18 protein-coding genes are annotated in these 18,651 nt (G+C 53.9%); 4 read left to right on the forward strand and 14 right to left on the reverse strand.

Annotated features, from left to right (window positions below; genetic code table 11):
• Nucleotides 1-92: 92 nt before the first annotated feature.
• The 4 genes from RHH27_RS11290 to RHH27_RS11305 all read right to left on the reverse strand — a co-directional run bounded on the left by RHH27_RS11290 (nucleotide 93) and on the right by RHH27_RS11305 (nucleotide 3,452).
• A complete protein-coding gene (locus RHH27_RS11290; RefSeq protein WP_302678315.1) occupies nucleotides 93-383 on the reverse strand; it encodes a DUF1816 domain-containing protein in 291 nt (96 codons plus the stop codon).
• 179 nt (nucleotides 384-562) lie between these two features.
• The gene (gene rsmG / locus RHH27_RS11295) at nucleotides 563-1,243 is read right to left on the reverse strand and encodes a 16S rRNA (guanine(527)-N(7))-methyltransferase RsmG (RefSeq protein ID WP_302678316.1); all 681 of its coding nucleotides are present in this window, start codon (nucleotides 1,241-1,243) and stop codon (nucleotides 563-565) included.
• Nucleotides 1,230-1,538 (reverse strand): hypothetical protein, encoded by a 309-nt coding sequence (locus tag RHH27_RS11300; protein WP_206200207.1) that lies wholly within the window; start codon nucleotides 1,536-1,538, stop codon nucleotides 1,230-1,232. The genes rsmG and RHH27_RS11300 overlap by 14 nt, the downstream gene beginning before the upstream one ends.
• Before the next feature lie 162 nt (nucleotides 1,539-1,700).
• On the reverse strand, nucleotides 1,701-3,452 hold the full coding sequence (locus RHH27_RS11305; RefSeq protein ID WP_302678317.1) for an iron uptake porin: 1,752 nt from the start codon (nucleotides 3,450-3,452) through the stop codon (nucleotides 1,701-1,703).
• A gap of 309 nt (nucleotides 3,453-3,761) precedes the next feature.
• Between RHH27_RS11305 and radC the strand changes: the two genes are divergently transcribed.
• Nucleotides 3,762-4,511, forward strand: coding sequence for a DNA repair protein RadC (gene radC / locus RHH27_RS11310; protein ID WP_206200208.1), 750 nt, complete (start codon nucleotides 3,762-3,764; stop codon nucleotides 4,509-4,511).
• Between the two features lie 43 nt (nucleotides 4,512-4,554).
• Here the strand turns inward: radC and RHH27_RS11315 are convergent, their stop codons facing one another.
• Nucleotides 4,555-5,460: a polyphosphate kinase 2 family protein gene (locus RHH27_RS11315; protein WP_206200209.1), complete on the reverse strand. Its 906-nt coding sequence runs from the start codon at nucleotides 5,458-5,460 to the stop codon at nucleotides 4,555-4,557.
• A gap of 203 nt (nucleotides 5,461-5,663) precedes the next feature.
• Between RHH27_RS11315 and RHH27_RS11320 the strand changes: the two genes are divergently transcribed.
• Both RHH27_RS11320 and RHH27_RS11325 read left to right on the forward strand, forming a co-directional pair.
• Nucleotides 5,664-6,083 (forward strand): hypothetical protein, encoded by a 420-nt coding sequence (locus RHH27_RS11320; protein ID WP_286625107.1) that lies wholly within the window; start codon nucleotides 5,664-5,666, stop codon nucleotides 6,081-6,083.
• Nucleotides 6,084-6,096: 13 nt separating this feature from the next.
• Complete coding sequence (locus tag RHH27_RS11325) at nucleotides 6,097-7,272, forward strand: hypothetical protein (protein ID WP_302678318.1); 1,176 nt, start codon at nucleotides 6,097-6,099, stop codon at nucleotides 7,270-7,272.
• Nucleotides 7,273-7,279: 7 nt separating this feature from the next.
• Here the strand turns inward: RHH27_RS11325 and RHH27_RS11330 are convergent, their stop codons facing one another.
• From RHH27_RS11330 to RHH27_RS11360, 7 genes are all read right to left on the reverse strand, one after another.
• Nucleotides 7,280-7,861 (reverse strand): DUF1997 domain-containing protein, encoded by a 582-nt coding sequence (locus RHH27_RS11330; RefSeq protein WP_206200212.1) that lies wholly within the window; start codon nucleotides 7,859-7,861, stop codon nucleotides 7,280-7,282.
• 72 nt (nucleotides 7,862-7,933) lie between these two features.
• Nucleotides 7,934-9,577, reverse strand: a complete 1,644-nt coding sequence (locus tag RHH27_RS11335) for an iron ABC transporter permease (RefSeq protein ID WP_302678319.1) — start codon at nucleotides 9,575-9,577, stop codon at nucleotides 7,934-7,936.
• Between the two features lie 53 nt (nucleotides 9,578-9,630).
• Nucleotides 9,631-10,497 carry a carboxylating nicotinate-nucleotide diphosphorylase gene (gene nadC / locus RHH27_RS11340; RefSeq protein ID WP_206200214.1) on the reverse strand — a complete coding sequence of 289 codons (867 nt, stop codon included), beginning with the start codon at nucleotides 10,495-10,497 and terminating at the stop codon, nucleotides 9,631-9,633.
• Nucleotides 10,487-11,506 carry an anthranilate phosphoribosyltransferase gene (gene trpD / locus RHH27_RS11345; RefSeq protein WP_302678320.1) on the reverse strand — a complete coding sequence of 340 codons (1,020 nt, stop codon included), beginning with the start codon at nucleotides 11,504-11,506 and terminating at the stop codon, nucleotides 10,487-10,489. The genes nadC and trpD overlap by 11 nt, the downstream gene beginning before the upstream one ends.
• A gap of 38 nt (nucleotides 11,507-11,544) precedes the next feature.
• A complete protein-coding gene (locus RHH27_RS11350) occupies nucleotides 11,545-11,898 on the reverse strand; it encodes a hypothetical protein (protein WP_149819466.1) in 354 nt (117 codons plus the stop codon).
• Nucleotides 11,899-11,994: 96 nt separating this feature from the next.
• The gene (locus tag RHH27_RS11355) at nucleotides 11,995-13,476 is read right to left on the reverse strand and encodes a cobyric acid synthase (protein ID WP_302679168.1); all 1,482 of its coding nucleotides are present in this window, start codon (nucleotides 13,474-13,476) and stop codon (nucleotides 11,995-11,997) included.
• Nucleotides 13,477-13,490: 14 nt separating this feature from the next.
• Nucleotides 13,491-15,170, reverse strand: a complete 1,680-nt coding sequence (locus RHH27_RS11360) for an alpha/beta hydrolase (protein WP_206200218.1) — start codon at nucleotides 15,168-15,170, stop codon at nucleotides 13,491-13,493.
• Nucleotides 15,171-15,540: 370 nt separating this feature from the next.
• Between RHH27_RS11360 and RHH27_RS11365 the strand changes: the two genes are divergently transcribed.
• Nucleotides 15,541-16,290 carry a DUF928 domain-containing protein gene (locus RHH27_RS11365; RefSeq protein ID WP_206200219.1) on the forward strand — a complete coding sequence of 250 codons (750 nt, stop codon included), beginning with the start codon at nucleotides 15,541-15,543 and terminating at the stop codon, nucleotides 16,288-16,290.
• Here RHH27_RS11365 and RHH27_RS11370 read toward each other — a convergent pair.
• Complete coding sequence (locus tag RHH27_RS11370; protein ID WP_206200220.1) at nucleotides 16,282-17,130, reverse strand: fatty acid desaturase; 849 nt, start codon at nucleotides 17,128-17,130, stop codon at nucleotides 16,282-16,284. The two genes, RHH27_RS11365 and RHH27_RS11370, sit on opposite strands and share 9 nt — an antisense overlap.
• 107 nt (nucleotides 17,131-17,237) lie before the next feature.
• On the reverse strand, nucleotides 17,238-18,620 hold the full coding sequence (gene hemN, locus RHH27_RS11375) for an oxygen-independent coproporphyrinogen III oxidase (protein WP_302678321.1): 1,383 nt from the start codon (nucleotides 18,618-18,620) through the stop codon (nucleotides 17,238-17,240).
• Nucleotides 18,621-18,651: the final 31 nt, after the last annotated feature.

Genomic DNA, 18,651 nt, shown 5'->3' on the forward strand with positions numbered 1-18,651 from the left:
GTTGGGGTTGGCATCCAGTGGCGCTGTTTAGGAGAAAACTGAGAGAGTGCACTGCCCTCAAAGGGAGAGTTTTAGAACCAGTTTTCAGGTGACTATGTCGTGCCGACACTAAGGGGCACCCGCGTCTTTTTTTCGACCTCAATGGTCACCTTTTCAGGGCGGCAGCGCATCACCGTCACTTCCAAGCCCTCTGCTCCTTCAGCCCTCAGGTCGTCAATGTAGCCCTGCTTCTCCCTTTCCGCTTCAGCTTGGGTCAAAAAAGGGCCAAAGTAGTAGGTGCAGGGGGGTGTTTTCGTGTCTATCTTGACCCACCATGCCAGACCCATGCCATTGACGAGATCGGCGAGCCAGTTTGTAAAACCTGTATTATTATCGCTAAACATTGACGGTATTCCTCCGAAACTTGCCAAATTGCCCCAACCAATCAATTCAGTACATCTGTTGGTTTGCTCTCTATTTGTGTATAACTGATCCCCCCCTAAATGTGTATGGCGAAAATTCCAAACCATCAATTGTCATATTTATTTACATCAAGAGTCCCCACGAGGACAAGAGCACTCATTCAAGCCTGACGCTGAAGGTAAACGCAGTGGCGCTGGGCATGGCTCAAGGGGGTGGTAAAGGCCTGAATCTCTAGGAGTTGACTGCGGTATCGCGGCAGCAGGGTTCCTAGGGTTTGGGCATCCTCTTTGCTCCACTGACCCCGGTACAGGACTAAAATGCCCCCCAACCGTAATAGGGGCAAACCGTAGGCACAACAACGACGAAGGTCTCCCACGGCTCGCATGAGCGCCAAATCATAGCGGCGGCCATGGGTTTCCGCCCGTCCCCATTCAGGGTGAATGTTCGCTAAATCAACTGTTTGCGGTAGGGATTGCAAAAACTTGACTTTCTTTTGGGTCGCTTCAAGGAGGATCACTGACCAATCGGGGCGGGCGATCGCCACCGGTACCCCCGGAAAACCACCGCCACTGCCAATATCAATGACCTGTTGAATCTTAGTTCCCCAAGGTGTTCCCCCAGTAGGCTGAAGCCATGGCAAAATCCCCCGCAACGAATCCCAGAGGTGCTTCTCCCAGAAATCAGGGACTGCCGTAATCCGCGTCAAGTTGATCCCTTGGTTGGCTGCGAGGATTGCCCCATAGAAGCGTTGGAACTGTTCCTGCTGTTGGGGTGTGGGTTGCCACTGGAGGGTCTCCTGCCAAGGGAATGGCTCAAGCAATAACGGACTAGGACTCGCCATCACCACCACTGGGTAACTCTTTCTTTGCTGTTAGCACCTCCCACGCCGCTTTGAGTCGCTCCTCAAAATCCTTGACATGGCTAGAGACGGTATCAGCATTCGACTTCAGCTCTGCGATCGCCGTTTCAAGGGCTTTTTGTACATCTGCTGGTAGGGCTTTGATTTGAGCGGCGGCAAACCGTTGCAGAGCAGCAAGGAGAGCTTTTGCCGCTTCGGTGACCTCTTCTGGACTGACGGCTTCTGTTTCAGGTTCGGGAGTCGGGGACTCTGGTGGCGAAACTTGTTCTTCGGACATAGGGCAATGCTCCCAAGTGAGTACTCAACAACCTTAGCAATTATTTTGTGCGCCCCAGAAAAGGGCTGTACCCCTACCTTAGCAGATGCCCTTTTAGAGTGCCCTAACCCCCTAAAGATTAAAGTGAAACCCCGCCCCATTGGGCAGGGAAGATGCAAGGCGTTAGAAGCTAAATGTCGTTCGCACAACCCCCAGAAGCAGCGGCGCGTTGTTACTGTTGCTGTTGGAATTGACCACGGCAATGAGGCCAGGTGTAATTGAAATATTCCGCGAGATCGGAATACGGTACAACCCCTCGATGTGGTAGGAGTTAAAGGTTGCGCCGGGGGCACCCGGCACATTACGAACGCTAATGGTTTGTGGGGGTTGGCCGACAATTAAACCCAGAACATCGCCCTTGCGCCAGATGTCCGGTACAGCAAAGGTGGCGGCCCAGTTTAAGACTTCTGCTTCTCGCCGTGGGCCTGTGAATCCTTGTACCTGATAGACATTGGAGTAGCCGACCCAGCCTGCAATGTTGAATTTTTGAATGGGGCGGTAGGTAAACTGAAAGCCAAAGTTATCGGCTGCTGCATTGGCGTTATTGCCGATGGGGTTGGCAGCAGAGCCGACAAACCCACTGCTTCCTGTGCCGCCGGCAACACTAGTACCAAAGGAGCGCACATAGGTAAATCCCATGGCGAGGTTCTTCGCAGGTCGCCAGTCGAGTTGGGCCAAGGCGGCATAGGCACCGTCGAAGAGACCATTAGTATTTGGTGTATTTCGATTTGGATTAGCTGCGTTCGGTGCCTGATAGCTCAGATTTAGGGTTAGGCCAGTGCCCCGCTCTTTATTTTCAAGGAGGGTATAGCGCAGTGTTAAGCCAGCCCCGCCACCGAAGCGATAGAGGGGGTTAAAGCGACCAAACCGGCTAATGGCTCCCGTTTCACCGGACTGCAAGAGGGGGTTAAAGGTGAAGACATTCTTATCGAAGTTTCCTGCTGATGCATCAAAGGCAAGGAACAGGCGTTTGGTCAGAGGGGTGCGGTAGTAGAGGTCGTCGATTCGGAATTGCCCATCGGTGTTGGTGTCGTAGCCAAGACGCGCCATATTTGTGTTTGTAAGATTAGCACCGTCGTATCTGGGCATATTGGCCGCCTGAATGCGCACCCGCAGGACATCCTTGCCATAGAAGCTGGTGTCAAAGTTCAGCCGAGCGCGGTAGGTAGCAACGGGATTGTCTTCGATGGTGGGACCACGACCGGGAGCGGCAACGGCTCGGGTGCCCGTGAGGACATCGGACACATTGAAGATGACTGAAGCGCGTAGTTTAGTAGTGGTGGCAAATCGAGTCGCTTCAAGGTTAGCAACGCGGCCTTCCAGATTCGTCACCCGTCCCTTGATCACGGCTAATTCGCTACTAAACTCCTCCGCCAGCCGCTGAAGGGTGGCCAGATCTTCCTTGCTGGCAAAGCGATCGCTAATTACATCGAGGCAGGCATTCAAAGCGGCTGCCATTTCATAACGAGTAGCGGCACGATTGCCACGGAAGGTGCCATCGGGATAACCGGCAATACAGCCATATTTCTCCACCAGTGAGGCCAAGGCTTGATAGGCCCAGTCCGTGGGGCGCACATCCGAGAGTTGATTCACTGAGGTTACTTGCGGCATTGTCCGCTGCATTCCCAAAGACGGCGCGGGGGCAGGGAGTCGGGGAGCTTGAGCCTCTAAGTCCGCCACTGCTGGCACTTGTGCCACTTGCAAGGGTGATTTTACTGAATGAGTCACTTGTTGCAAGTCATCATCAAGAAATCTAGAGGCACTCACATCACTCGTATGGGGTGTGTCTTGCAACTGATTCGCAGCTAATGCCGCTGACATTCCCCAAGCAGGAGCCAAAGCTAGCCCCAGCCAGACCGCGATCGATCTCGCCATTATTCACTCCTCAATCATGATCAAAGTATCTGCAAGCCTCGATTTATAGGATATTCAAGGGCAATCGGGCGATCGCCCCCAGCACTTCTGAACAGGCAACTCTCACCTGCCCCCTAGGAAAAGTTAGGAGTAGATTCGCAATACGTTCATTGAGGCTGAACAGAGAAAAGCAGTTTCTTTGCTTTCTTTAGCTTGAACTATTTGCAAATAAAAGTCAACTACTTCTTGCAAATTTCTCTAAATCAGTCCCAACGCTGCCACAAGCAAATCTTGATATGCTTTTTAGCAATTCCCTTGATCACTGCTGTCATGTCCTACTCCCTCCGTGTTGCTGATCTGCCCGTCGGCGATCGCCCCCGTGAAAAGCTACTCAGCCAAGGTGCCCGCTATCTCAGTTCCGCAGAACTGTTGGCGATTTTACTGGGGACTGGTCAAGGGGCGGGCAAACTCTCAGCCGTGGGCTTAGGACAATTTATCCTCAAACAGTTGGGGGAGCGCAGTGGTAACAGTACCGATGCCGTGAGCCTTTTACGCGACATTACCCCAGAGGAATTGATGGCCATCCCTGGTGTTGGCCCCGCCAAAGCCACGACCATTCTGGCGGCTGTGGAGTTAGGGAAGCGGGTCTTTCAGTCGCGACCGGGGGAGCAAACGATCATTGACAATCCTGCCCTTGCCGCTGCTGTCCTTAGTACTGATCTCATGTGGCAACCGACGGAACGCTTTGCCGTTCTCTTGTTGGATGTGCGCCATCGCCTATTGGGGTCTCATGTGATTACGGTGGGAACCGCCACAGAAACCCTTGTCCATCCCCGCGAAGTTTTCCGTGAAGCAGTGCGTCGCAATGCGAGCCGCCTGATCATTGCCCACAACCATCCCTCAGGAAGTTTAGTCCCCAGTCAAGCGGATCTGGATTTGACAAAACAAATTCTGCAAGCGGGACAAATTATGGGCATTCCGGTGCTTGACCACTTAATTCTCGGCAATGGCGATTACCAAAGTCTGCGGGAAACAACCTCCCTATGGCAAGAGGTTCCCCAAGGGGATGGAGCTGCCTAAGGATGTTCCCAAGCTCCTCGATTTCGGGAGGCAGTGGCAGCCGTTATTCCTCGTCGTCAGGTTCGTTTTCCAGTAATGCCTTGGCTTCCAGTAACTGCTCTTTGTGGGCTTCACTAACAATTGGGTAGTGCAGGTTCAAACTCGCCAACTTTTGATAAATGAAGTGAGCCACCATGAGGCGGGCAAACCACTTGCGATTGGCGGGAATAATGTGCCACGGTGCCCATTCGGTACTGGTGTGGCGAAAGACATCGGCATAGGCGTCTCGATAGTCATCCCAGTGGGCGCGATCGCGCACGTCATCAATGGAAAATTTCCAGTTTTTTTCCGGGCGACTAATGCGCTCCAAAAAGCGTTTTTTCTGCTCTGCTTTGGAGATATTCAGGAAAAACTTGAGGATGAGAATACCATTGCGGGTTAAGTAACGTTCGTAGTGATTAATGTCCTCAAAGCGCTCTTTCCAGATGTGCTTGGTCTTGGTTTCGGGGGGAAGTTGTTGACGGTTCAGCAACTCTGGGTGCACCCGCACCACAAGAACTTCTTCGTAATAGGAGCGATTAAAAATACCAATACAGCCTCGCTCTGGCAATGCGCGGTTGGCGCGCCACAAAAAGTCATGATCCAACTCCTCGGCACTCGGTGCCTTAAAGCTATACACCTGACAGCCTTGGGGGTTAATGCCACTCATGACGTGTTTGATCGTGCTGTCTTTGCCCGCTGCATCCATCGCTTGGAAAATAATCAGCAGCGCATAGATATTCTGGGCATAGAGAACATCTTGGTAAGCGGCTAGCTTCTTAATGCCAGCGGCAAGGAGTTCTTGGGCTTCGACTTTGCTTTTGAGGCCAGCGGTATCCGCAGGATCATAGTCCTGCCAGTGAAATTTCCCCCCCACGGGAACAATGTAGCGATCGGGGTTAATTTGGTCGAGAAAATCTTGGGGAATCATGATCAGGAGGGGTTGCAGCAGAACTGTATCCTAGCCTACATTCTCTCATTGCAGAAAAATCGAAATATCCCCCTTTCGCGGCTATCTTTAACAAATTGTATAAGTCACAGGCAAAACAGAATTCTCTTTGTATGCTGTATCAGTAGGCGAGCGATCGCCCGCCATCGAATCATTTTCTGTCGTTTGCGTTTTGGACAGCCACCGTGGCTCCGATTAAACCTCACAAACTGGATCTCGATGCAAGTTACCCCTGTCCCTGTCGTCGCCAAGGGGAGTTGATGCCGATCGCCCTCACGGAAGCTTTTGGCTGTCGGCGCTGTCAGCAAATTTTTGTCGTCCGTCCCGATGGCTATTCGATTGAGCAGTTGGCCACCACCTATCCCTACAAACGCGCATGGTATTGGACAGGATTGCAGTGGAATCAGTTGCAGCGGGGCTTCTCAGAAAGCTATTGGTATTTTGCGATTGGCCTGAGCTTCTTTTTATTGATGCCTATTCTCCTCTGGCTGCCCTTACTTCTACAATTGTCCTTAAAACCTGAAGGGCTGCTATGGATTATTGCCTCCCTGCTAATTGCACTGATGCCCGCATTTTTAGTGTGGATTGCCCTCTCTCGTCGTTGAGCCACGTTCCGCTATGTTGCCCGAGCCGTTGAGGGGGGCGCGGGTCGCCAGTACATACCTCAGTCAAGCCAGCTATGCCCTGCGTCAGGAAGCTTTAGGGCAATTAATCACTGAGTTAGAAGCAGCAGAACCCCTCCTGTTGGAGCAAAATACCCTTGACCTTGAATCCAGTCGCGATTTAGCAGTGTCCCAGATTGTTCTTGGCTGGCTGCGGCTGACCCATGAGCGCCTCCACCGCATTCGGCAGTGGTTAGAGCACCTTTACCACGCGCCAGATCCGTGGCAGCAGCCGTTGCCAACGCGACCCGAGCGGTTTCAGTACGCCGTTCCCTTGGGGGTGGTGGCCTTGGTCTATGAAGGGCTACCCACTTTGAGTCTGATGTTGGCCGGCATGGCCCTCAAAACGGGAAATGCCCTTGTGCTCTGGAGTGGTGAAAGTAGCCGCTATACTGCTGGGGCGATCGCCAGTCTCATCGAGGCCGCCCTCAGTAAAACCAGTCTGCCCAAAGCCACCATTCAAACCCTCTCCCTGAGTCCAACCAGTTGGCTTGCGGATCCCGTCGCTGTTGATCTCGCCCTTGTCTATGGCCGCTCCCGCTTTGTGGCCGAGCAACGCGCTGCTGCTCGCTGTCCCTTGGTCTCTCTTTCCCTTGGGAATACCTATCTGGTTTGGGATGGTTCGGTGTCGCCAGAGAGTGTCCTCAACTGTATTCAGCACAGCCACCAAGCCAATCCCGATCGCGCCCTTGCCATTGAAAAGGTCATTGTGCTCGGTAATGTCAATCCCTCCCATCTGGCATTTGTGATCAATGAACTCACCCAAGCGGGCTACAAGCAGGGGGTGGATGAGCACTTACACCGCAACTATCCTGAAATTCCCCTCGTGGACGCCAGTGAGTGGCCACTCCCCTATCTGGATCGACGCTTGGCGTGGCACTACGAAGAGGATCTCACCGCCGCAGTGCATTGGATTCACCAGTATGGCAGCGCCGCCAGTGGGATTATTGCCAGCAGCTACGAAGACTGCCGTGCCTTTTATCAGCAGGTGCAAACTCCCCTGGTTTTTGTCAATCGTCCCCCCCAACTAGAGCGCTTGGATGCCTTGGCCATTGGTGCTGCTGCAAGGGGTTGCCAGCGGGGACTCTTTGGCCTTGGGCAATTACTCAGCACCAAGCAGGTCTATCTGTAGGGAAATTTTAGCTGGAACTGACAGGGACAGGCGTGAGCCAATCGCCACTGCCATTGGTTTCCACTTCCGTGAGCCAGCGTTGATAATCGGCGACAAGGTGTTGACTGAGGCGTTGTTTAATCGTTAACAGAACGCTCTTGAGTAAGCCATTGCCGGTGGCTTCGAGAATCGGGCGCGGTGTGAGATCCAAAGGCGGCGGAATATCCACGCCCACCTGCAAGTCAGCTAGACCAATCAAATCCGTGCCGTTTGCCGTTGCTTGGGGAGACAAATAGCCTTGGAGCGCAAGGTGAAAGCGGCGATTAATGTAGTCCACGCCGCGAATTTCACAGCCGAGGGAGCGCAATTGTAAAGAGCCATCGCTATTAGCATGGACAGCCAGATCCACCGTGGGCTGCAAGCTGACCATGAGAAAGTTAAGGGGACGCATCTTGAGGCGAAAGCGATCGCTACCCAAAAATTCCACCCGTGTTGGGTCAGTCAGGGCATACACCAGCCGCTGGGGTTGGCGCAGGTAGTGCTGCAGAAGGGCCGTGGGCGTTGCAATACTGAGGCGCACAGATTGGCTGGCCTTAAATTCTAAGTACATAGCACACCTAGCGAACGTTGTTTCTAATGTAACGAATTATTAAGAAGATTGGTAAACGGTAAACCGAACTCCCTAATCTGCCCAGCGGGTTTGCCGTCCCAGCCAAATGACCGGAATGAGACCGACGACCACCAAGGCCAAAGCACTTAAGGCGGCTTCGGGAAGTCGCTCATCAGAGGCAAAGCGGTAAACCTGTATGGCTAGGGTATCAAAGTTAAAGGGGCGAATCACCAATGTGGCCGGCAATTCCTTCATCACATCGACAAAGACCATCAGGGCAGCGGTAAAAAGGCCGGGCACCATCAGCGGCAAGTGGACCGTGCGCAGAATATTCCAGGGCGATCGCCCCAATGTCCGCGCCACCTCATCCAAGGACGGACGAATCTTCACTAGGCTGGCCTCCACACTGCCCAAGGAAACCGCCAAAAAGCGTACCAAGTAGGCATAGATCAGTGCGGTGATGGTGCCACTGAGAATCAAGCCCACTTCCACCCCCCACAGGTGCTCAGTGACATCATTAATGACATTATCTAGCCACCCCAAGGGCATGAGAATCCCCACCGCAATCACCGTACCGGGAATGGCATAGCCCATCGCCGCAATCTGTGTTCCCCAACGCACCCAAACCGTTGGCAGCAAGCGATGCCCATAGGCCAAGAGCAGGGCAATGCCCACCGCCAAAACCGCAGAGAGGGTGGCCAAAATCAAGCTGTGGCTGGCGTGTTCTAAAAATTCACGGCTGAGGTGCAGTTGTTGGTAGCTGATGGCCAAGTAGAGGAGCAACCCGCCGGGGAGTAGAAGACCAAAGAACACCGGTAGGGCACAGGCCAGCCAAGCCAAAGCCGCTCGCCAGCCTTTGAGCACGTAGGGAATGGGGCGATCGCTCCCGCGATTGTAATAGCGTGCCTTGCCCCGAGACCATTTCTCCACGAGCAGCAGGGCAAAAACAATCACCACCAAAACAGCTGCCAACTGAGCTGAGGCCACGCGATTGCCCATGCCAAACCATGTGCGATAGATGCCTGTGGTAAAGGTATCCACGCCAAAGTACTGCACAGTACCAAAATCATTCAGGGTTTCCATGAGCGCTAGGCTGGTGCCGGCAGCAATGGCTGGCCGAGCAAGGGGCAACGCCACCGTCCAAAAACTGCGCCAAGGCCCACAGCCAAGGGAACGACTGGCCTCTAAGCTACAGGTGGCCTGCTCCAAAAAGGCTACCCGCGCCAAGAGAAAGACATAGGGATAGAGAACGAGGGTGAGCATGGCGATCGCCCCGCCAAGGGAGCGGATATTGGGAAACCAGTAGTCACCGTAGCCCCAGCCCGTTAGTTCCCGTAGCCATGCCTGAATCGAACCTTCAAAGGCAAAAAACTCCGTATAGGTATAGGCCAAAACATAGGCGGGTGCTGCCAAGGGGGTTAACAGTAGCCATTGCCACCAGCGCACCCCCCAAAACTGACAGTTGGTGACCAGCCAAGCAGTACTGACACCAATGACAATCACCCCTGCTCCCACCCCCAACATTAGCCAGAGGGAGTTGAGTAAATAGTCGGGTAAAACGGTTGTGGCCAAATGATGCCAAGTGTCACCCGTATTCACAAAGAGTTGACTGAGAATGACCAAAATCGGTATCGCAATGACCACTGCAATCAGTGACACCACTAACTCCCAAGGTTTGAGCTGCACCAACTGCGGCATTCTCATGGATTTCAACATCGGGCAACCTCCCAAAATAGGTACTAACGTTGTGGGCAAGAGGTAGAGAGGACTCAAAGAATGGTCAAACTAAAGTCTAGCCAAGGGGATCGCGTGATTATCGCACTCGTAGAAATGTAGTCCACCCCTGTCAAGGCCACTGCTCGCAAGGTTTCTAGGGTGATATTGCCAGAGGCCTCAATTTTAGTGTGGGGGGCTGCGGCGCGGATCATCGCCACGGCTTGGGTCATCTCTGGAATCGGCATATTGTCAAGCATGATCACCTCTACCCCCAAGGAGAGGGCTTCGCGCACCTGCTCTAGGCTCTCAGTTTCCACCTCAATGGCCAAGGGAAAGGGACTGGATTGGCGGACTTGTTCAACCGCAGCCGTGATGCCCCCCGCTGCCACAATGTGGTTATCCTTAATCATAATTGCATCGTCAAGGCCAAAGCGATGGTTGACACCGCCCCCCACCGCCACTGCATATTTTTCTAACAGGCGCAGTCCGGGCGTTGTTTTGCGGGTATCGACGAGTTGCGTTGGCAAGTCAGCAATTTGCTGGGCGTAGGTACGGGTGAGGGTGGCAATGCCACTGAGGCGCATCAGGCAATTGAGAGCCAGCCGTTCACCTAGGAGTAAGGTTTCTAGGGGAGCTTCAATGCGAGCAACAATTGTCGGCGCCTCACAAAGGGTGCCCTCGGCCTGCTCGTAGGTAAACACTACTGCTGCTGTCAGGCGTTGGAACACCCGCTCCACAATGGGCAGACCGGCAATCACTCCCTGACTTTTGAGACGAATGTGGGCTTTTCCTTGGCGATCTTGGAGATGCAGGGCTTGGGTGGTGCGATCGCCCCGCCCGATGTCCTCCTGTAACCATTGATCCAAGAGGGGATCTAGGACACACCACGGCGGCAAATAGGCAGACCCCCTAGGACTCATTGGAGAGCGTCACCAATGTCTGTAACTTGTCCCATGCGGCGCCACTGGCCAGAATCGCCTTTGCCCGATCCACCCCTTCCCACCAATCTTGAACGACTGCTGCCACGTAGAGAGCTAAGGCGGCATTGAGCGCCACCACATCCTGCTGAGCCGTTGTGCCTTTGCCCTGCAGAACTTGGGTAAGAATCTCGGCATTGGTCTGGACATCTCCTCCAGCCAGATCCCTCAGGGGGGCACTGGCGAGTCCCAAGGCTTGGGGATCAAGGACTTCTTGGCGCAGCGATTCCTCAGGGCTACTAAACATGACAAGATCGGTCATATTGCCGAGGGTGGCTTCATCCACTCCTTCGCGACCATAGAGGACAATCCCGCGTTGGCGTCCGAGACGTTGGAGGGCGCCGGCCATGGCTTCAAGATAGCGATCGCTAAAGACACCAATCACCTGCCCTGTGGGGTGGAGCGGATTCACCAAAGGACCGAGGAGATTAAAGACGGTGCGAATTTTCAGGGTACGGCGCAGGGGAGCCACGGCTTTCATGGCGGGATGCCAACCGGGGGCAAAGAGAAACGTAATCCCCACTTCCTTGAGCAAAAAGGCGGGATCGCTGTGAGCAAGATTGATCCCAAGGCACTCAAGGACATCCGCTGAACCGACGCGGCTAGAGACGGAACGATTGCCGTGCTTAGCCACTTTGACACCGGCTGCTGCGACAACAAAGGCAACCGCTGTGGAGATATTAAAGGTACCCGCGCGATCGCCCCCGGTGCCGCAGGTATCAATGAGGGGTTCGGCTAAATTCAGCGGTGCAGCGGCGGACTGCGCCAACAATACCTTGGCCATGCCCGTGAGTTCCTCAACCGTCAGCCCCTTGAACTGTAATGCCGTGAGAATGGCACCGGCGAGGGCATCGGGAATTTCTGCTGCCAGCCATCCTTGCATTAACTGGGTGGCCTGCTCTTGCGTCAGGGCTTGGCGATCGAGGAGTTGTTGGAGCAGGTCAGACCACATTGAACCTTAATTGAACCTTGGAGGAGACGAATCGAGGGTTAATTGAGTTGTTGCTGGCGCTGACGTGCCTGCCAATAGTGCATCGGTAAGCAAAGCAGCGAAGAGGTGGTGAGCAAAAAGGCCAAGAGTGCGGTGATTTTGCACATTTGACCTAAATCAGTGCCTTCTAATGGTACAGCGATTTGCAGACCCCGCGCACCACAATAGACGAGCCAATAGACAAAGATCATGCGCCAAAGGGTTTCACCATAGGCCTCTTGGGGGGAATACTCCCGCAGGGGACATTGTTTTTCCTCTTGATAAGCTGTGTACAAGAGCCAGCTTAAGCCACTCAGGGCGGCGATCGCTGAAACAATTAAGATTCCCACTGACCAAGAAGCAGCCACTGTCATTGTCCTTTTGCACTCCCTATCATCAGCACATCGTTCCTCAGTCTAGGGGAGTCATTTGCAAGGGATGACAATTGCTAACAATTTGAAATTTTTACATCAACATAATTTACAAATGCTCTCTAGGTTGAGGTGAGCCATCACGGCTGCTGTAAGTTGATCCAGGGCAACAGTCCGTTGCTCGGCATAGTGGGGAATGGCTGTGGGTAGGGGGGGCAGTTGACGGCGCGATCGCAACCCATTTAGCCAATGGCGACGCCAAGCACCATTTTCCAATAGCCCATGCAGGTAGGTGCCCCAAAGCGTGCCCGCCGTGTTAACAAGGCCGAGTTCTGAGGCAGAAAAAAGGGGCTGCCAACCGTTGAGATCGCCTGTGTATTCACTTTGGCCTTGGTGAATTTCATAGCCCACGATCGGCTCAGGACCGGGGAAATAAATGGATTGGGTTTGTTGTTGCTGGGTACATTTGCTTACCCCCAATTGCGTGTGCAGCGGCATGAGTCCCAGTCCTTTATAGGTGCCGGGGCAGCCCTCTAAGCCCAGAGGATCGCTGATGGTGGTACCCAAAATCTGCCACCCACCGCAAATACCGAGAATGGTTCCCCCTTGGGCAGCGTAGGCTTGTAGTTGCGCTGCCATCCCCGTTTGCTGTAGGACGTGGAGATCAGCAATCGTCGTTTTCGTCCCCGGCAGGATCACGGCATCGGGTTGCCCCAAGGGACGATGGGGGGGTAGAAACTCAAGGGAGACACTGGGTTCCGCCAGCAGGGGATCGACATCGGTGAAGTTGGCAATACGCGGTAGTCGAATGACTGTAATTTTCAAGTCTGCCCCTTGGCGTTGGGGACGCGGATCCCATAGATCAAGGGAATCTTCGGCAGCGTAGTGGCGCTCGAGCCAGGGAATCACCCCTAACACCGGTACTCCTGTGGTCTCCTCTAGCCATTGCACACCACTGTCAAGGAGCGATCGCTGGCCACGAAATTTATTAATGACAATCCCCTGAATGAGCGATCGCTCAGCAGGATCAAGAAGCATCAATGTCCCGACAATGTGGGCAAAGACGCCCCCCCGATCAATATCCGCCACAAGGATCGTCGGTGCCCCAAGATACGTCGCCACCCGCATATTGGTGAGATCGCGGTGCTTGAGATTAATTTCTGCGGGTGACCCTGCACCTTCACACACAATCCAGTCAAAGCGTTGTCGCAGATCCGCCAAGGCCTCGGTAATCGCCTGCCAACCCCGCTCAAAATAGTCCCGATAGTAGTCTGCTGCTTGGGTGACCCCCGCCACCTGCCCCTTGAGAATCACTTGGGAGGTCATGTTGCCTTGGGGCTTGAGGAGAATCGGGTTCATCGCCACTTCGGGTTCTATCCCTGCCGCCCAGGCCTGCATTGCTTGGGCATAGCCAATTTCACCTCCCTCACGGGTGACGTAAGCATTCAAGGCCATATTCTGTCCCTTAAAGGGAGTGACACGGTAGCCCTGCTGCGCCAGCCAACGACAAATCACCGCTGTGAGGAGAGATTTACCGGCATGGGAGCTGGTGCCCACCACCATCAGGGATTTAGCATTCATGGTCGAGTTGATCATTACTTCGCTGCCTGTGGGACCTTTTCCAACAGTTCCGGGGCTAGGGATTGAGTCAGGTTCAGGCCATGGGTGGGCGAACTCAAGGCCATTGCTGCGGCCGGTGTCAGCCATTGCCGTGCCTGTTCATCCCCTAGAAGGTGCAAGCGTAAAAAGGCTAAGCTTAATCCTCGCAGATAGGTGCGCGATCGCGGGGGCATGGCACCGACAAGGGACTGGGGCACAGGCAGCACCGGTTCATTTTGACCCGCCTCACCAATGGTTGAGAAATGGGTGGCATCGTCTATCAACACCAAGTAGCGATCGGGCGTCGTCAGCCATGTAAAGGGATAAATTTGCTCCTCGACCGCTGGGGCGATCGGATCGTCACTGGCAGCCACAAACATAACGGGAATTTTCAACTGCCTCAAGGATTCAGGACTAAAGACAGCACTGGTAATCGGGTTAACAGCAATCACCGCTTGCACACGGGGATCCTGTAGGGAATAGACCTTTGGTGGTAATGCTTGCGCTTGGCATTGGAGCAGCAGTGACACATTAAACGAGTCGAGAACACTTCTTGTGCAATGTCGCCGCAGTTGTTGAAAATCCAACGGTGCCCCCGCGAGGGCGAGAGCCGTGTAGCCGCCAAAGGACTGACCAATCATTGCCACCCGCTCCAAATCTAGCCGCCCTGCCCAAGGATAGAGTTGCTCAGGAAATGTCCCTAAACGATTGAGGACAAACGTGACATCGAGGGGGCGATCCAGAAATTCTTGAGCCGCCACCCTAGGAGTGACATGGCCTATGGCAAAGGACAGCAACTGACGGGTGGAGCTGCCCACATGCTCTAGGGCAATGACGGCAAACCCATGGGAGGCCAGATGTTGACACAAATAGCGATAACTGTAGCGATTGGCTCCCAATCCATGGGAAATGATGACCACTGAAACCCGCTGTCCCGCAGGAACGATGGGTAGATAGAGATCCGCTGCAATGGGGCGGGAATGTCCCGTCAACTGCAACCGCCGAGGCGATGCATCCACTGCTGTCCAAGGCATCTCGAGCCACCGCCAAGGCCCCGGTTGGGGCAGTGATTGCACACTGGCAGGAATAGATTCTGGCTGATTTGCGATCGCCTGTTGACGAACAACATCCAGAATTGTCTCTGTTTCGCGGATTGTATGCTGGAAGTTTTTGAGAATCGCGAGTCCTTCCTTGAGATCAAAGCGGATACTGGGGGAGGGGTAATGGCGCATCACACTCAACGCGGTCAGACCCTTGGGATCAGTGGCAGCGAGAATCAGGGCGGATCGCAGGGCACGGGCGTTTTCTTGGCGGCTTTGGGTTTCGAGAATTCGGCCCGCTTGCACCATCAATTCTTGACCAAGGGGGGAATACAGGAGTTGGGCAACAGCCACCGGCGAGAGGCGCAGCCGTTCTTGTAAGGCCAACCGCAATTGCTGCTGATGCACAGGCGGCAATAACCGTAAATAGCTGGCGAGTTCTGGGGAGGCTTGGCCAGTGGTAGCAAAGCGTTCTAAATCAGCAATGGGGAGCGATCGCTCGAAGGGGCCATAGCGAAAAATAATCCGTTCTGCTGCCGTTGCCGACAGCCCCCTTGATCCCACCAAAAAGATGCTGAGACCCGCCACAACGCTGAAGGGGGGCAAGAGAAACCACTTAAGGGAGAGAGTGTTCACAGCGAGGAGTCACGCAACACCACTAGATCAAGAAATTTAGAAAAGTAGTGGGAACAGCGCTCAGCGCAAAAATTCTATAGGTACTTTCCAGTATAGAGATAGCCCTTTGCTAATATGCCTGCTGCTGACATCATGCCCGCGCCACTTTGGAACTGCTAGGGTGCTGTCCTCGTCTTGAAAACTACTCAGGTTGTGAGCCAGCGCAATACCAGTACGTGATGGACATCATCACCATCTCGTTGGCGCTATCACCCCGCAGCCCACACCCAACTCCTATGGTAGTAGTGTGGCAGGTAGGGAAATGACCAAAGATTAACGATAAGCCCCCCTAACACTTCCCGCTACCGCTTTTCATTAAGGATCTTGACCTATGAAACGCCCTATTTTCACGTCACTGCGATATTTCGTTCCTTGGAGCTTGGCCGTACTCATCCTCAATGCGGGTCTGAGTTGGGCGGGATTTACGCCCCCCAAAAACCTATCCCGGCCGGGGAATCGGGAGGGGGCAGCCACCCGCGGCGTCTGTAGAGTGCAAACAGCGGCGAACGAACCGGATTTAATCGCCCTAGTACCAGCAAGTAATATTGGTTTAACGGCAGTTAATCGCCCCACGTTTTACTGGTATTTACCCGCCAATAATTACCAAGCTCTTGAGTTTGCCCTCTTTCAGAACCTTGCCGACGGGACGCAGGTGCAAATTTACAAGCAGCAGTTTCCGATGGCCAATCGCCCGCGCCTAGACAGTATTACGTTGGCGGGTGACGTACCGCCCCTACAGGAGGGGGTGGACTACCGCTGGACGGTGAGTCTCATTTGCAATCCCCGAGATCCTGATCCATCACAGATTCGCTTTGTGGAAGGCTGGGTACGGCGGGTAACACTACCAAGGATCCCGAACAAGCAACTGCCCCAGGTCAGTCCTGTAGAACGCTATAACCTGCTGGCTAGCCATGGCCTGTGGTACGATGCCCTCGAGACATTGGTCAAACTGCGGCAGCAACAGCCAACTGACCCCAAGGTGAATGCCCTGTGGACAGAGTTAATGACCGCTGAGGAGGTTGGCCTCGATCGCCTGAGCAATTTGGCGATCGCCCACCGCAGCCGGCGCAATTTACGGTAACTTAGACAGGGCGGTGGAGGGGGGCAACTGTACCTTGGAGGCAAGCCCCAGTCCTTGGAGTGTGCGAATCACCCACCAAGTGGGATCCACTTCCCACCAGTACCAGCCGGCCTTGGCCACGTGGGGATAGGCATGGTGGTTATTGTGCCAACCTTCGCCGTAGGTGAGGAGGGCTGCCCACCAAAGATTGCGAGAGTTATCATCGGTCTCAAAGCGACGATAGCCCCACTTGTGGGTGGCGGAGTTAATCAACCACGTGCTGTGCCAGAGGAAGACCGCCCGCATAAACATTCCCCACAGCAGCCATGACCAACCCCCAAGGCCATAGAGGAGCAAAGCAAGGGGCACTTGCAGCAGCAAAAAGTAGCGATCCAGCCAGCGGTAAAAGGGATGCCGCACCAAGTCTGGGGCAAAGCGGGCATACTCCTCAGCCTCAAAAAATTGGTGATGGGGATAGACCAGCCAGAGCATATGGCTCCACCAAAAGCCCCGCCGCGCTGAGTAAGGATCTTTGACTTCATCTTCGGTGTGGGCATGGTGCAAGCGGTGACCGGCCACCCAAAAAATGGGACCTCCCTGCATGGCCAAGGCACCCAAAACAGCAATGATGTATTCCAACCACTGGGGCACTTGAAAACTGCGGTGACTCAGGAGGCGATGGTATCCCAAGCAAATGCCGATGCTGCCAAAGAGCCAGTGGAGAAAGATGGTGACCACCAAGGCTGACCAAGAAAAAAAGAAGAGAGCAACCGCGGCCAAGACATGAACCGTCGTTAAAAAAAGCACAAAGGCCCAATTGAGGCGGGCAGTTTCAGGTTGGAGTTCTAGGGATGATGACATGGGCACTCCTCAACACCGTGTGCGGATTTAGACGCAAGTTGAAATCAAGTTGTAATCTAGAGAATCTGAGCCACCAAGACAATCCTCAGGGCAATCCTCGGCTGAGCCTAAATGGCCTTAGAAAATGTCTTACCAGATTTGTGTTGCAGGTAGGTATCAAAGACGGCAGCCACATTGCGGATGAGGAGTCGGCCTACGGGGGTGACCTCTAGGCGATCGCGCCCTAAATGAATCAGGCCATCGGCAGCCAAGTCTTGGAGTGCGGCCAACTCTGGAGCAAAGTAGGCATCAAAGTCCAGCTGGAACTGGCGAGCGATCGCCCCCTTGTCCAAGGTAAATTGGCACATCAGTGCCATGATGATGGTGCGGCGCAGCAGATCCTCAGGGCGCAGTTGAATCCCGCGTTCTGTAGCCAATTGCCCCGCCGCAATGTCACTAAAGTAGGTGGCTAGATGCTTCTGATTTTGGGCATAGGCCTCCTGCAACATGCTAATTGAGGTCAGACCAAAGCCAATCAAATCTGCAGGGGGCAGGATCGTATAGCCCTGAAAGTTGCGTTTGAGCGTTCCTGCTGCTTGGGCGATCGCCAGCTCATCCGTGGGCTTGGCAAAGTGATCCATGCCAATGTACTGATAACCTTGGCTAGTTAGCGTTTCAATGACCCGCTGCAAAATGGCCAGTTTGGTCGTGCCATCGGGTAGGGTAGCAGGGTCAATTCGCTTTTGGATGGGTTTCAAATTGGGAAGATAGGCAAAGTTAAAGACCGCAATGCGATCGGGGTCAAGGCGCACTGTTTTGGCAATTGTGGTTTCAAAAGATTGCACCGTTTGAAAAGGCAGGCCGTAGATCAGGTCAATGTTGACACTCTCAAACTCAGCAGCGCGGATCCACTCCATCACTTGAAAGAGCCACGCCTCCGGCTGCACCCGATTGACAGCCAGCTGAACTTGAGGATCAAAGTCTTGCACACCAAAGCTAATGCGGTTGAAGCCCAGATCGCGCAAGCGAAAGAGATACTCGCGGTCGATATAGCGGGGATTGACCTCAATGGAAATTTCGGCATCGTTGGCAAATTCAAAGTGGTGGGTGAGCGTCCGCCACAGGGATTCCACTTGGTCAATGGTGAGATAGTTGGGGGTACCGCCGCCCCAATGCATTTGAATCACTGGACGAGTGCGATCCAGCCGTGCCGCCACTTGGGCAATTTCCTCTGCTAAGGCATCCAAGTAGGTTTTGGCAATCGTTTGGCTTTGGGTGACGATGACATTGCAGCCGCAAAAATAGCAGGCGGTTTGGCAAAAGGGAATATGCACGTATAGGGACAGAGGCAGATGCCCTGCGTTACTCCGCAGCAGTTCCCGCTGGAAACAATGGCTATCAAAGTCAGCAGTAAACTCGGCAGCCGTGGGATAGCTGGTATAGCGGGGCAAGGGGCGATCGTATTTTTGCAGCAATGCCCCATCAAATTGAATTGGCTGAACCACACTCATGGATGTTTGCAAGCTCCTAACAAGATCAACA

Source organism: Thermosynechococcus sp. PP555, assembly GCF_031583225.1.
Classification (GTDB): Bacteria; Cyanobacteriota; Cyanobacteriia; order Thermosynechococcales; family Thermosynechococcaceae; genus Thermosynechococcus.

Bases quoted from the DNA above. Each gene is read 5' to 3' on its own strand.
- RHH27_RS11300 (WP_206200207.1), bottom strand. From the start codon at position 1,538: ATGTCCGAAGAACAAGTTTCGCCACCAGAGTCCCCGACTCCCGAACCT.
- RHH27_RS11350 (WP_149819466.1), bottom strand. From the start codon at position 11,898: ATGACAGTGGCTGCTTCTTGGTCAGTGGGAATCTTAATTGTTTCAGCG.
- rsmG (WP_302678316.1), bottom strand. From the start codon at position 1,243: ATGGCGAGTCCTAGTCCGTTATTGCTTGAGCCATTCCCTTGGCAGGAG.
- RHH27_RS11335 (WP_302678319.1), bottom strand. From the start codon at position 9,577: ATGTTGAAATCCATGAGAATGCCGCAGTTGGTGCAGCTCAAACCTTGG.
- trpD (WP_302678320.1), bottom strand. From the start codon at position 11,506: ATGTGGTCTGACCTGCTCCAACAACTCCTCGATCGCCAAGCCCTGACG.
- RHH27_RS11315 (WP_206200209.1), bottom strand. From the start codon at position 5,460: ATGATTCCCCAAGATTTTCTCGACCAAATTAACCCCGATCGCTACATT.
- RHH27_RS11370 (WP_206200220.1), bottom strand. From the start codon at position 17,130: ATGTCATCATCCCTAGAACTCCAACCTGAAACTGCCCGCCTCAATTGG.
- radC (WP_206200208.1), top strand. From the start codon at position 3,762: ATGTCCTACTCCCTCCGTGTTGCTGATCTGCCCGTCGGCGATCGCCCC.
- hemN (WP_302678321.1), bottom strand. From the start codon at position 18,620: ATGAGTGTGGTTCAGCCAATTCAATTTGATGGGGCATTGCTGCAAAAA.
- RHH27_RS11325 (WP_302678318.1), top strand. From the start codon at position 6,097: ATGTTGCCCGAGCCGTTGAGGGGGGCGCGGGTCGCCAGTACATACCTC.
- RHH27_RS11365 (WP_206200219.1), top strand. From the start codon at position 15,541: ATGAAACGCCCTATTTTCACGTCACTGCGATATTTCGTTCCTTGGAGC.
- RHH27_RS11290 (WP_302678315.1), bottom strand. From the start codon at position 383: ATGTTTAGCGATAATAATACAGGTTTTACAAACTGGCTCGCCGATCTC.
- RHH27_RS11330 (WP_206200212.1), bottom strand. From the start codon at position 7,861: ATGTACTTAGAATTTAAGGCCAGCCAATCTGTGCGCCTCAGTATTGCA.
- nadC (WP_206200214.1), bottom strand. From the start codon at position 10,497: ATGAGTCCTAGGGGGTCTGCCTATTTGCCGCCGTGGTGTGTCCTAGAT.
- RHH27_RS11355 (WP_302679168.1), bottom strand. From the start codon at position 13,476: ATGAATGCTAAATCCCTGATGGTGGTGGGCACCAGCTCCCATGCCGGT.
- RHH27_RS11305 (WP_302678317.1), bottom strand. From the start codon at position 3,452: ATGGCGAGATCGATCGCGGTCTGGCTGGGGCTAGCTTTGGCTCCTGCT.